General features: G+C 72.8%; 11 protein-coding genes. 6 read left to right on the top strand and 5 right to left on the bottom strand.

Features of this window, described 5'->3' with window-relative positions:
* Nucleotides 1-35 precede the first annotated feature (35 nt).
* Genes ABZ570_RS08520 through ABZ570_RS08535 form a run of 4 tightly spaced genes read left to right on the top strand, consistent with a single transcriptional unit; the run spans nt 36 to nt 3,906 of the window.
* Nucleotides 36-974 (top strand): ABC transporter permease, encoded by a 939-nt coding sequence (locus tag ABZ570_RS08520; protein WP_358058920.1) that lies wholly within the window; start codon nt 36-38, stop codon nt 972-974.
* Complete coding sequence (locus tag ABZ570_RS08525; protein WP_358058923.1) at nt 967-1,851, top strand: ABC transporter permease; 885 nt, start codon at nt 967-969, stop codon at nt 1,849-1,851. The genes ABZ570_RS08520 and ABZ570_RS08525 overlap by 8 nt, the downstream gene beginning before the upstream one ends.
* A gap of 5 nt (nt 1,852-1,856) precedes the next feature.
* Entirely contained in the window at nt 1,857-2,894 is a 1,038-nt protein-coding gene (locus ABZ570_RS08530) for an ABC transporter ATP-binding protein (RefSeq protein WP_358058926.1), read from the top strand.
* Complete coding sequence (locus ABZ570_RS08535) at nt 2,878-3,906, top strand: dipeptide ABC transporter ATP-binding protein (RefSeq protein WP_358058929.1); 1,029 nt, start codon at nt 2,878-2,880, stop codon at nt 3,904-3,906. The genes ABZ570_RS08530 and ABZ570_RS08535 overlap by 17 nt, the downstream gene beginning before the upstream one ends.
* A gap of 99 nt (nt 3,907-4,005) precedes the next feature.
* Here the strand turns inward: ABZ570_RS08535 and ABZ570_RS08540 are convergent, their stop codons facing one another.
* The 4 genes from ABZ570_RS08540 to purN all read right to left on the bottom strand — a co-directional run bounded on the left by ABZ570_RS08540 (nt 4,006) and on the right by purN (nt 9,734).
* Nucleotides 4,006-6,639 (bottom strand): glycosyl hydrolase, encoded by a 2,634-nt coding sequence (locus tag ABZ570_RS08540; protein WP_358058932.1) that lies wholly within the window; start codon nt 6,637-6,639, stop codon nt 4,006-4,008.
* Between the two features lie 177 nt (nt 6,640-6,816).
* Entirely contained in the window at nt 6,817-7,284 is a 468-nt protein-coding gene (locus tag ABZ570_RS08545; protein WP_358058935.1) for a hypothetical protein, read from the bottom strand.
* 261 nt (nt 7,285-7,545) lie between these two features.
* Nucleotides 7,546-9,117, bottom strand: a complete 1,572-nt coding sequence (purH, locus tag ABZ570_RS08550; RefSeq protein WP_358058938.1) for a bifunctional phosphoribosylaminoimidazolecarboxamide formyltransferase/IMP cyclohydrolase — start codon at nt 9,115-9,117, stop codon at nt 7,546-7,548.
* Entirely contained in the window at nt 9,114-9,734 is a 621-nt protein-coding gene (gene purN / locus ABZ570_RS08555; protein ID WP_358058941.1) for a phosphoribosylglycinamide formyltransferase, read from the bottom strand. The genes purH and purN overlap by 4 nt, the downstream gene beginning before the upstream one ends.
* Nucleotides 9,735-9,975: 241 nt before the next feature.
* Between purN and ABZ570_RS08560 the strand changes: the two genes are divergently transcribed.
* Nucleotides 9,976-10,443: a hypothetical protein gene (locus ABZ570_RS08560; RefSeq protein ID WP_358058944.1), complete on the top strand. Its 468-nt coding sequence runs from the start codon at nt 9,976-9,978 to the stop codon at nt 10,441-10,443.
* A 12-nt stretch (nt 10,444-10,455) separates the two neighbouring features.
* Here the strand turns inward: ABZ570_RS08560 and ABZ570_RS08565 are convergent, their stop codons facing one another.
* Complete coding sequence (locus ABZ570_RS08565) at nt 10,456-11,802, bottom strand: DUF6350 family protein (RefSeq protein WP_358058947.1); 1,347 nt, start codon at nt 11,800-11,802, stop codon at nt 10,456-10,458.
* A gap of 157 nt (nt 11,803-11,959) precedes the next feature.
* On the opposite strand from ABZ570_RS08565, the gene ABZ570_RS08570 reads away from it, so the two are divergent.
* Nucleotides 11,960-12,226: a DUF4190 domain-containing protein gene (locus tag ABZ570_RS08570; RefSeq protein ID WP_358058950.1), complete on the top strand. Its 267-nt coding sequence runs from the start codon at nt 11,960-11,962 to the stop codon at nt 12,224-12,226.
* The last annotated feature ends 12 nt before the right edge of the window (nt 12,227-12,238 follow it).

Raw genomic sequence — 12,238 nt, forward strand, 5'->3', positions numbered from 1 at the left:
GGCGTACCTTCCGCCCCTTCCAGAGAGACTTCAGGATGTTCCGCTTCATTCTGCGGCGACTGCTCCAGATGGTTCTCGCGTTCTTCGGGACCACGCTGATCGTCTACGCGCTGATGTTCGCCGGCCAGGGCGACCCCATCCAGGCGCTCGCGGGGGAACGACCCGTCACCGCGGCCCAGCGGGCATACCTGACCGAGAAGTACCACCTGGACGCCACCGGCGTCGGTGGCTTCTTCTACCGCTACTTCGACTACCTCAAGAACCTGCTCCAGGGCGACCTCGGGCAGTCGCTGACCGGACGGCAGATCGGCGACATCCTCGCCGCCGCCTGGCCGGTCACCGTCAAGCTGGCGCTGATCGCCATGGCCGTCACGGTCGTCTTCGGCGTGACCGCGGGCGTGATCGCCGGCATCCGGCGGGCCAGCATCTTCGACAACTCGACGCTGGTGCTCACCCTGCTGGTGCTCGGCATCCCGACCATCGTGCTGGCCCCGCTGGCCCAGTACCTGCTCGGCGTGAAGTGGCAGCTCTTCCCGCCGACCGCCGGCGCCGAGCCGAGCCTGTACGCGCTCCTGCTGCCCGGCATCGTGCTCGGCTCGCTCTCGCTGGCCACCGCGCTGCGGCTGACCCGCACCTCGGTGGCGGAGAACCTGCGCGCCGACTACGTCCGCACCGCGCGGTCGAAGGGCCTGGTCAAGCGCCGGATCGTCAGCGTGCACGTGCTACGCAACTCGCTCATCCCGGTGATCACCTTCCTCGGCGTCGAGCTGGGCAACCTGATGAGCGGCGCGATCATCACCGAGGGCGTGTTCAACATCCCCGGTGTCGGCTTCAACCTGTTCCGCGGCATCCGCACCGAGGACGGCCCCCTGGTGGTGGGCATCGTCAGCGTGCTGGTCGTGGTCTACCTCGTCTCCAACCTGGTGGTGGACGTCCTGTACGCCGTACTCGACCCGAGGATCCGCTATGAGTGAGCCAAGCGTGGCACCCCAGAAGCCGCGCAGCCTGGCCGGCGACGCCTGGCGCGACCTGCGTCGCAACCCGATCTTCTGGATCAGCCTGGTCCTGGTCGTGCTGGTCGCCGCGATGGCCGCCTTCCCGTCGCTGTTCACCGCCAACGACCCGCGCGACTGCGTGCTCGCCCGGCAGCACGCCGGGCCGTCCGGCGGGGCCATCTTCGGGTACGACTTCCAGGGCTGCGACACGTACTCCCGGGCGGTCTACGGAGCCCGCGCCTCCCTGCTGGTCGGCGCGCTCTCCGCGCTGGGCACCGGTCTCATCGCGCTGACCGTCGGGATGCTCGCCGGCTACTTCGGCGGCTGGGTCGACGCGGTGCTCTCCCGGGTGACCGACGTCGTGCTCGGCATCCCGCTGCTGCTCGCCGCGATCGTGCTGCTCAAGCGGGTCAACAGCGACAGCTCCACGGTCCGGATCGCCGCGGTGATCTTCGTGCTGGCGGCGCTGGGCTGGACCACCGCGGCCCGGGTGGTCCGCTCCTCGGTGCTCACCGCCAAGGAGCAGGACTACGTCGCCGCGGCCCGGATGCTCGGGGCCGGCAACGGCCGGATCATGTTCCGGCACATCCTGCCGAACGCGCTCGCCCCGGCGATCGTGGTCCTCACCATCGCGCTCGGCTCGTTCATCGCCGCCGAGGCGACGCTGAGCTTCCTCGGCATCGGCCTCAAGGCCCCGACCATCTCGTGGGGCATCGACGTCGACGCCGGCCGGGTGCACATGCGCGAGTCGGTGACCCCGCTGCTCGTGCCCTCCGCCTTCCTCGCGCTGACCGTGCTCGCCTTCATCATGCTGGGCGATGCGATCCGCGACGCCTTCGACCCGAAGCTGCGGTGATCCTCATGACGCAATCCGCTGTCCGGCCGGTGCCGGCCACCCCCACCCCGCCGGGTGGCCACCTGCTCGAGGTACGGGACCTGCAGATCGAGTTCCGCACCAACGAGGGCGTGGCCAAGGTGATCAACGGGGTGTCCTACCACCTCGACCCGGGCGAGACCCTCGCCGTGCTCGGCGAGTCCGGCTCCGGGAAGTCGGTGACCGCCCAGGCGATCATGGGCATCCTCGACACCCCGCCGGCGCACATCCGCTCCGGCCAGATCCTCTACCAGGGCCGGGACCTGCTGACCCGGTCCGAGGAGGAGCGCCGGCAGGTGCGCGGCAAGGAGATCGCGATGATCTTCCAGGACGCCCTCTCCGCGCTGAACCCGGTCTTCCCGGTCGGCTGGCAGATCGGCGAGACACTGCGCCAGCGCGAGGGGGTGTCCCGCACCGACGCGCGCCGGCGGGCGGTCGAGCTGATGGACCTGGTCAAGATCCCGGGCGCCGCGAAGCGGCTCGGCGACTACCCGCACCAGTTCTCCGGCGGCATGCGGCAGCGCGTCATGATCGCAATGGCGCTCGCCCTGAACCCGAAGGTGCTCATCGCCGACGAGCCGACCACCGCGCTGGACGTCACCGTGCAGGCCCAGATCATGGACCTGCTGGCCGACCTGCGCCGCGACCTCGACATGGCGATGATCCTGATCACCCACGACCTCGGCGTGGTCGCCGGGGTCGCGGACCGGATCGCCGTCATGTACGCCGGCCGGATCGTCGAGCACGCCGACGTGCGCTCGCTGTACCGGACGCCGGCCCACCCGTACACCAGGGGTCTGCTGGCGTCGATCCCGCGGCTGGACGTACGCGGCCAGGCGCTCTCGACGATCAGGGGGTTGCCGCCGAACCTGATGCGCATCCCCTCCGGCTGCCCGTTCCACCCCCGGTGCCCGTACGCGCAACAGGTCTGCGTGGACGAGGTGCCGCGGGACCTGGCCCTCGGCGAGGGCCGGACCAGCGCGTGCCACTTCGCCCAGGAGGTCCGTGATGACAGCGCCCGCTAGCCCGACCAAGGTCCGCGGCGAGACCATCCTCTCCGTCGACAACCTGGTCAAGCACTTCCCGATCACGCAGGGCGTGCTGTTCAAGAAGCAGGTCGGCGCGGTCAAGGCGGTCGACGGGGTCAGCTTCGAGCTGCGCCGGGGCGAGACGCTCGGCGTGGTCGGCGAGTCCGGCTGCGGCAAGTCCACCCTGGCCCGGCTGCTGATGCGGCTGGAGAAGCCGACCGCCGGCCGGGCCACCCTGGAGGGGAAGGACCTGTTCAGGTCCTCCGGGGCGGAGCTGCGCCGGCTGCGCCGCAACATGCAGATGGTGATGCAGGACCCGTACACCTCGCTGAACCCCCGGATGACGGTCGGCGACATCATCGGCGAGCCGTTCGAGATCCACCCGGAGGCGGCGCCGAAGGGTAGCAAGCGGCGGCGGGTGCAGGAGCTGCTGGACGTGGTGGGACTCAACCCCGAGCACGTCAACCGCTACCCGCACCAGTTCTCCGGCGGCCAGCGCCAGCGCATCGGCATCGCCCGGGCGCTCGCCCTGCGACCCGAGATCATCGTCTGCGACGAGCCGGTCTCCGCGCTGGACGTGTCGATCCAGGCCCAGGTGATCAACCTGTTGGAGCAGCTCCAGGACGAGTTCGGACTGTCGTACATCTTCATCGCGCACGACCTGTCGGTGGTCCGGCACATCTCCGACCGGGTCGCGGTGATGTACCTCGGCAAGATCGTGGAGATCGGCACCGAGCAGGAGATCTACGAGCGGGCCACCCACCCGTACACCCAGGCGCTGCTCTCGGCGGTGCCGGTGCCCGACCCGGACGCCCGCGACGACGGGAGGATCATCCGGCTCACCGGCGACGTGCCGAGCCCGGCCGACCCGCCGTCGGGCTGCCGGTTCCGGACCCGGTGCTGGAAGGCGCAGGACGTCTGCGCCACCCGGGAGCCGTTCGCGGTGCTCCGCGCCGCGGACCCGCACCCCTCGGCCTGCCACTTCGCCGAGGTACGCCCGGCCGCCTGACGTGGCGAGGCGGGCCCCGCCCCCGGAGGAATAGGGGGCGGGACCCGCGGTCGAGGCCGAGGGCCGGCCGGCTGCCAGGAACCGGCCGGCCTTCGGCGGTCAGAGCTGGGCGAGGTTGAACGCCCAGATGCCGCGGCCGTGGGTCGCGACGTAGACCGAGTTGTCGACCGGGTTGTACTCGACGTCCATGCCCACGGTCAGCGGCAGGCCGGAGCCGAGCCGCTGCCAGGTGGTGGCGCCGGGTGCGCGGTAGAAGGTGGCCAGGTCGGTGGCCAGCACCAGCGCGCCGTTGGCCAGTTCCTTGATCGAGCTGGCCGGCACGTCCGGCAGGTTCGCCGAGACGTCCTTCCAGGTCACGCCCGCGTCGGTGGTCTCGTAGACGTGGCCGTAGCCGGCACCCGGTCCCTCGGTGAACCGGCGGGAGAACCCGTTGATCGCGAGGAAGGCGTGCGCGGCGTTCGCCGGGTCGATCCCGACGCCCTGCACGAACCGGTTCGGGAAGTCACCCGGCAGGGTGAGCTGGTGCCAGCTCGACGGGTCGTCGATCTTGCCGACCGCGACGCCCCGGGCGAAGCCCGCGTTGTTGCACGGCCCGCACCAGCCGACGTACGCCGTGCCGCCGGAGACGGCGACCGAGGTGGCGGTGTGGCCGGCACCCAGGTCGAAGACGTTCGTCCAGCCCTTGCCGTCCCGGATCGCGTAGCCCTTGGTGTTCACCCAGACGTGCTGGCCGCCGGCGACCCAGACGTTCGCGTCGTGGTCGTCCGGCGCGAACGGCGCGATGAACCGCGCCGGCTCGTCCCCCGGTCGCGAGGTGTACGGCTGGATGTCCCGCGAGGTGGAGGTCGCCTCCGTGCCCGGGCCCGGGTTGGCGTTGCAGTTCTCGGTCACCCGCATGGCCAGGTTGGTGTACTCCTGGACCTGCCGGCAGCCGTTCGCCGGGTCGGCCAGCGAGTCGCCGCCGTCGCCGCCGAAGTTCGAGCCCATCACGGCGTCGCCGGCCCGCAGCACCGAGACGCCGTTGTCCTGCAGCCCACCGGAGACGACGGTGCCGGCCTTCGCCGGGTCCCTGCCGACCGAGACCGAGTAGTACTGGAGGGCGTCGATGGTGCCGTCGTTGAGGCTCTGCCAGTCGGTGGCGTGACCGGCCTTGTCGGTGCTGCCGTTGATCGGCCGGCGGTACACGCCGCCGTCGTTGCCGACGTACACGAACCCGTTGCCCACCGCCACCGAGTGCTGGTCGGAGTGGGTGGTCTTGTTGCACTTGTTCTGCGCGTCGTAGCTGCTCCAGCAGGAGAAGCCGAAGTTCCAGTACGGCCCGACGGTCTTCCAGGTGGCACCCGCGTCGGTCGACTCGTAGACCTCCTCCAGGCCCGCCCACAGGTGGTTCGGGTTGGCCGGGTCCACCGCGAGGAACTGGTTGTACCAGGCCTGGATGCCCGGGCCGTAGCCCTTGCCGATCACGGTCTGCTTGAGCGCGGAGCCGGAGTTGCCCAGCTTCGACGAGTCGGCGATCTTGTTCCACGGGCCGGCCGGGTTGCCGGTGTTGGAGACGTAGATGCCGTCCAGGTAGCTGTTCACGTTGCCGGCCGGCTTGTTGAGCAGCCGCGGCGACTGGTTGATCGCGTACAGCTTGCCGCCGTCGGCGGAGAAGGCGAACGTCACGTAGCCGATGTCGTCGGCCGGCATGGCGCCGGTCGGGTTGACCTTCGTCCAGCCACCGGCGGTGTAGTCGCGGGTCTCGTAGAAGCCGTTGTACGCGTCGCCGGAGCGCCAGGCCGAGGCGACCACCACGTGCTTCGGGTTACGCGGGTCCTGGGCCACGTCGTTGACGATGTTCTTGTACGCGGCGTTCGCGTCACCCGCGTTCGCCCCGCCGGGCAGGTAGCTCGGGTTCGGGGTGAACTCCAGCTTCCAGGCGCCGGAGGTGCTGCTCATCGCGTGCGAGAACAGGCCCCGGTTGGTGGCGACCCAGACCTTGCCGTCGAAGAAGCGCAGCTTGTTGATGACCGTGCTCTCCAGCTCGGTCCCGCCGACCCGGTCGGTCGCCTTGAACGTGCCGGACTTCGGGTTGGCCAGCCGGTAGACGCCGGCACCGACGTACGAGGTGCCGCCGGTGTTCGCCTCGCCCGTGGCGTACCAGAGCGAACCGTCCCCGGCGAGCACGATGTCGCCGCTGGACAGGGTGGGCAGCGCGTCCGTGATCGGCGTCCAGCTCCCGCCGCCGGTCGAGGAGCGCCACACGCCGCCGTCCGCGCCGGCCGCGTACACATAACCGCTGTTGTCCGCGGCCAGGCCCGTGATCCGGCCGGTGACCAGGCCGGCACCCCCGGAAGAGTTGGACGCGTAGTCGCGGTAGCGCGGGTCGTCGCCGTCGTACTTGATGTTGGTGACCTCGCGCCAGCCGCCCTTCGTGGTGGGCAGCGCGTTGAGCTGGCTCAACGCGTTCGAGTACGCGCCCGGCGAGACGATGCCCGGCGCGTAGCGGGCCTGGGCGAACTGCTCGGCGATGATGCGCGCCTCGAAGGCCTCCTCGCCGGCCTCCTCACTCGACTCCCCGGCCGCCAGCTCCATGAACTCCCGCGGATGCCAGGGCAGGTTGGCGCCGGGCTCCTCGGCCAGGCCCAGCTTCTCGCGCACCTCGTGGTTGGTGGCGACGACGCCACCGAGCGCGGCGGCCAGCACCAGTGCCCCCGCGATGGTCGCCGGCTTGCGCCAGCGGAACTTGGACATGTGAATCCTCCGGATTCAAGGGGTCCCGGGCGGATGGCCCGGGCGGGAAACCATGGCGGCGGATGGCCGCCACGGCAGGCGTTCGGGATCGGACGCGCAGCGTCCAGGTAGGGCACTCGTATCCACGCGGCTCCAGCAGCGACGGGTGGGTCACCGTCGGCGGGCCAGCGGGTCGGGTCAGGCGGCCGGCGGGGCCCGGGGAGGCAGGGTGCCGCGCGGCGGCAGCGGTACGGCCGGTGCCCGGTACCGGGTCGCGGCGACGACCCGCTCGGGCGTGCCGTCGACGCGCACGGGCGCGGCCGGGAGGAGATCGTCCGGTCCGTCGGTGAGCACGACGCCGGCGCGGTGGTCACCACGGCTTCCGCCGGAGAACCCCGTCCGCGCGTCCGACGGAGCGCCGGGGTGCGCCGCGGCGGCTCGGGGGTCGTCGGTGGGAGGGGCGGGACGGTCCGGCGTGGCGACCGGAGCGGCAACGGGCCGTCCGTCCGGTGGCGGAACGGACGGCGCGTCGTGGACGATCGACTGGTGCGCGGCGGCGACCACCGCGCCGGGCTCGGGGGTCTCCCCGCGGACGGGCACACCGAGGCCGACCAGGATGAACGCCAGCGCGACGACGGCTGTGGTCAACCGGTCGAGCACGCGCATGGGCGGACCTGTCGCTAGGAGGAGAGCCGCTCCGGCGGGCGGCGCGCGGGCCGCCGGCGGAAGCGGGTCGCGGGAGAACGGAAAGGATCGATCGCTTGCTGCCAGGGCCACGCTAGCAACAGGATTTGCGGGCCGGCAATGGGCGAGTGTCGTACTTACGGCTGGTCAGCCACCACCGCATGACAGCACCCGCGGTCGCCGGTGCCGGTACGTGCAACGCCGGGCCCGGCCGGTCGGCCGCGCCCGGCGTGGTGGCCGTGCTCAGTGGAAGAAGTGCCGGGTGCCGGTGAGGTACATCGTCACGCCGGCCTCCTTGCAGGCGGCGATGGTCTCGTCGTCGCGGATCGACCCACCCGGCTGGACGATCGCCCGGACCGCGGACTCGATGAGGATCCTCGGCCCGTCGGCGAACGGGAAGAAGGCGTCCGAGGCACAGACCGACCCACGGGCCCGGTCGGCGCCGGCCCGGCTGACCGCGAGCCGCGCCGAGTCGACCCGGTTCACCTGGCCCATCCCGACGCCGACGGTGGCGCCGTCCTTCGCCAGCAGGATCGCGTTGCTCTTCACCGCGCGGACCGCACGCCAGGCGAACGCGAGGTCGCGCAGGGTGGCCTCGTCGGCGGCCTCGCCGGTGGCCAGTCGCCAGTGCGCCGGGTCGTCGCCCTCGGCGTCGATCCGGTCCCGCAGCTGCACCAGAACACCGCCGGTCACCTGCCGCCACTCGGCCGGCAGCGGGTTGAACTCCGGGGCGCGCAGCAGCCGGATGTTCTTCTTCGCCTGGAGGATCTCGACGGCGCCGGCCTCGAAGCCCGGGGCCACCAGCACCTCGGTGAAGATCTCCGCGACCTGCCGGGCCAGCTCGACGCTCACCGGCCGGTTCACCGCGATCACGCCCCCGTACGCCGACACCGGGTCGCAGGCGTGCGCCTTGCGGTGCGCCTCGGCCACGTCCGCGCCGACCGCGATGCCGCACGGGTTGGCGTGCTTGATGATCGCCACCGCCGGCTGCTCCGGGAAGTCGTTCGCGGCCCGCCAGGCGGCGTCCGCGTCGACGTAGTTGTTGTACGACATCTCCTTGCCGTGCAGCTGCTCCGCCTGGGCCAGCCCGGCCGGGCTGGCCGGGTCGGCGTACAGGGCCGCCGCCTGGTGCGGGTTCTCGCCGTAGCGCAGCACCGCCTGCCGGCGCAGCGCCAGGCCGGCGAACTCCGGCCACCCGTCCGCGGCCGGCGCCAGGCTGGCCGCGAACCACTCGGCGACGGCCACGTCGTAGTCGGCGATGTCGGCGAACGCCCGGGCGGCGAGCGCCCGCCGCTGGGCCAGCGTGAATCCGCCCTCGGCCAGCGCCGCCAACAGCGCCGGGTACGCCGCCGGGTCGGTCACCACGGCGACCGAGGCGTGGTTCTTGGCCGCCGCCCGGACCATCGCCGGGCCGCCGATGTCGATCTGCTCGACGCACTCGTCCTGGCTCGCGCCGGAGGCGACCGTGGCCTGGAACGGGTAGAGGTTGGAGACCAGCAGGTCGATGCCGGCGATGCCGTGCTCGTCCAGCTGGGCGGCGTGCGCGTCCTTGCGCAGATCGGCGAGGAGGCCACCGTGGATCTTCGGGTGCAGGGTCTTGACCCGGCCGTCGAGGATCTCCGGGAAGCCGGTCACCTGGTCGACCGGGGTCACCGGCACGCCCGCGCCGGAGATCGTGGACGCGGTGCTGCCGGTCGAGACGATCTCCACCCCGGCCCGGTGCAGGGCCTGGGCCAGCTCGACCAGCCCGGTCTTGTCGTAGACGCTGACCAGCGCCCGCCGGATCGGGCGGCGCGCGTCCTCACTGGTGCTCACGGAACAGTGACCTTTCTGCCGGTGATCGTCCAACCTTCACGGACCAGCCGACCGACCTGCTCCACGAGCTGGCGCCGCTCGGCCTCCTTGATGCGCTCGGTGAGCGTCTCCTCGTCGTCGTCGTCCAGCACGGGCACGGCGACCTGGGCGACGATCGGGCCGGTGTCCATCCCGGCGTCGACGAAGAACAGCGTGGCCCCGGTGATCTTCACGCCGTAGGCGAGGGCGTCCCGGGGCCCGTGGATGCCGGGGAACGCCGGCAGCAGGGTGTTGTGGGTGTTCAGGTAGCGGTCGCCGAACGCGGCCAGGAAGTGCGGGCCGACCAGCTTGAGGAAACCGGCGCTGATCACCAGGTCCGGCCGGTACTCGGCGACCCGGGCGGTCAGGGCCCGGTCCCAGTCCTCGCGGGTCGGATGGTCCGTCAGCTTCGCCACGAAGGTCGGCACGCCGGCAGCGGCGGCCCGGTCCAGGCCCGCGATCCCGTCGCGGTCGGCGCCGACGGCCACCACCCGCGCTCCGTAACCGGGGTCGACGGCGGCATCCAGCAGCGCCTGGAGGTTGCTGCCGGAGCCGGAGACGAGGACGACGAGACGGGCGGCGGACGCGGGCTCGGTCACCGGGCCACCCTATCGGGCGGGCCCGGACGTCCATTCCTCGGGCGGCGGCGTCACGCGGGTGATCTCGGGATGGCGCCGGCACGATACGCTGCCGTCGCCCGGTGCTGGCGTACGCCCGGCCCCGGCGTCGGCATCGTGACCTTGGTTCCGGGCCCGTGTGCCGCGGCGTACCGGTGCTGGGGGGAGTGATGAACGGCGACACCGACCAGACCGTCGACCCCAGTTTGAGGAGCACCCCGTAATGCAGCCCGGCTACCCCGGTCAGGACCCGAACAACCCGCAGCAGCCCCACGACCCGTACGGCCAGCCGCCCGCGGCGCCGCAGTACGGGCAGCAGCCCACCTCGGGCCAGCCGTACGGACAGCCCCCGCAGGACCCCTACGGGCAGCAGCAGCCGTACGGCGCGCCGACGTACCCGAACGCCGGCTACCCGCAGCCGCAGGGCCAGCAGAACACGCTGGGCCTGGTGTCGATGATCCTCGGTATCGCGTCGATCCCGCTGATCTGCTGCTTCTACCTCGGCATCCCGGTCGGCATCGCCGCCGCGGTCACCGGCCACCTCGGCCGGCAGAAGGCCGCGCAGGGGCTGGCCAACAACGAGGGCCAGGCGAAGGCCGGCTTCATCTGCGGCCTCGTCGGCGCCGGCCTGGGCATCCTGCTGCTCGTCCTGGCGCTGGTGGCGAACTTCAGCCTGCCGACCGCTCCCTGATCCACCGGCGTCTCAGGGGCGCTCCGGAGCATCCGGGGCGCCCCTCGCCGTGCCTACCCCCGGCCGCGCCCGGCCTCCCGCGGCGGAATCGCGGGTGAGGAGCCGGGTGGCGACGGCCCCGAGCAGCGCACCGGCCGCGACGACCGCCGTGGCCACCCCGGCCACCTGCCACCACACCGGACCGATCTCGGCCAGCCGGCCGCCACCGAGCGGCCCACCGGAGATCGCGGCGGCCACGCCGAGCAGCACCCCGGCGACCGGGCCGGCGAGCGCCGCCGGCCCGAGCAGCGCCGCCCAGCCGACCGTGGCCCGCTCCTGCGCCGCGAGCCGCGCCAGCCGCCGGGCCAGCAGCCAGCCGGCGGCCATCCCGGCCAGCACCGGCACCGCGAGCAGCCCCGCGCCGAGCCCGTCCATCGGCCCGCTCGGCAACCCGGCCAGCAACGGTACGGCCGGCAGCGCGCCGAGGGACACCTCGCTGGTGCGTACGGCCGTGTCGGTGCCGACGGCGAACCCGGGCCCGAGCAGGTAACTGGCCGACCAGACGGTGGCGTTCGGGGCGTACGCGAGGCTCACCAGGGTGATGCCCGCCTGACCGGCCACCCCGGTCCGGTACGCCCCGATCATGTCGGCCGCGTCGCCGCCCCCGGTCGCCACGGCGAGCCCGGCCGCTCCGGCGCCCGCGCCGAGCAACAGCAGCCCGGCGACCAGCCCGGTCCGCACCCCGTCCCGCAGCGGCGCCGGCGACCGCCGGGCCAGCAGCACCGACACGCCGGTGGTACGTACCGCGCCGACCAGGGCGGCGAGCGCGCCCACGAGCGCGAAGGTCAGCCCGGCCCGGACCGGCGACACCCGCAGCCCGCCGGTGCCGGCCACGACCGCGGCGAGGGCACCGAGCAGCGCGTACCCGAGGCCGACGGCGACCGCGGCGGTGAGCGCCTGCCCGGGCGAGCGCCCGCCGCGGGTGCCGATGGCCCGACTGACGTGGACGCCGGCCCGGGTGAGTCGCCAGACGGCGAGCGCGGTCAGGGCGAGCGGCGCCAGGCCGAGCGGCCCGGCGCCGGTCTGCAGTGGCACACCGTGGCCGAGCAACCAGCCGGCCAGGCCGGCGCGCAGCGCGCCCGGCAGCGAGCCGGCGTCCTCGCTGAGCTGGGCTAGCCCGAGCACCAGGGTCACCGGCAGCCAGGACGTCACGGCGGCCCAGCCGGCCGCCACCCCGGCGGCGACGGGCAGCGGGGCCCGACCGCGCGGCGCCTCCGCCGACCGGGGCGCGGGCACCCGGGGCCCGGCACGGCCGGTCGGCCGGGCGTCGGCGACACCGGCGGCGGGACGGCGTGGCTGGTCAGGGGTGACGGGTGACATTGGCTCTACTCTGGCATGCCGCGCCAGCGGTGGCAGTCCGATACCGCCCCCGGGCCGCGGCGAGTTCCGTGATCCACCGGTCGGCGGTCCCGATCCGGATTAGCCTCAGCGCAGGACGCGAACCGCCAGCCGCGGCGCCGACCGCTGGGAGGAAGCCGTGAACGCTCCGTACCCACCGCCACCACCGTCGGCCGTCGGCCGGGACCGGACCACCCTCTGGGGCGTCCTGGGGATCATCTTCGGCCTGTTCTGCTGCGGCATCCTCGGCATCGTCTTCGGCTACCTGTCGATCCGGGACGCGCGGCGCTTCCGGCGCTCCCAGCTGCTCGGCTGGCTGGCGATCACGTTCGGCGTCATCAACATCATCGTCAGCGCGATCGTCCGGGCCCGAGGCGCCTACTACCATCCGTACTGGTACCGCTGACACGGCGAGGGG

The sequence above is a fragment of the Micromonospora sp. NPDC007271 genome, from assembly GCF_040634005.1.
Classification (GTDB): Bacteria; Actinomycetota; Actinomycetes; order Mycobacteriales; family Micromonosporaceae; genus Micromonospora.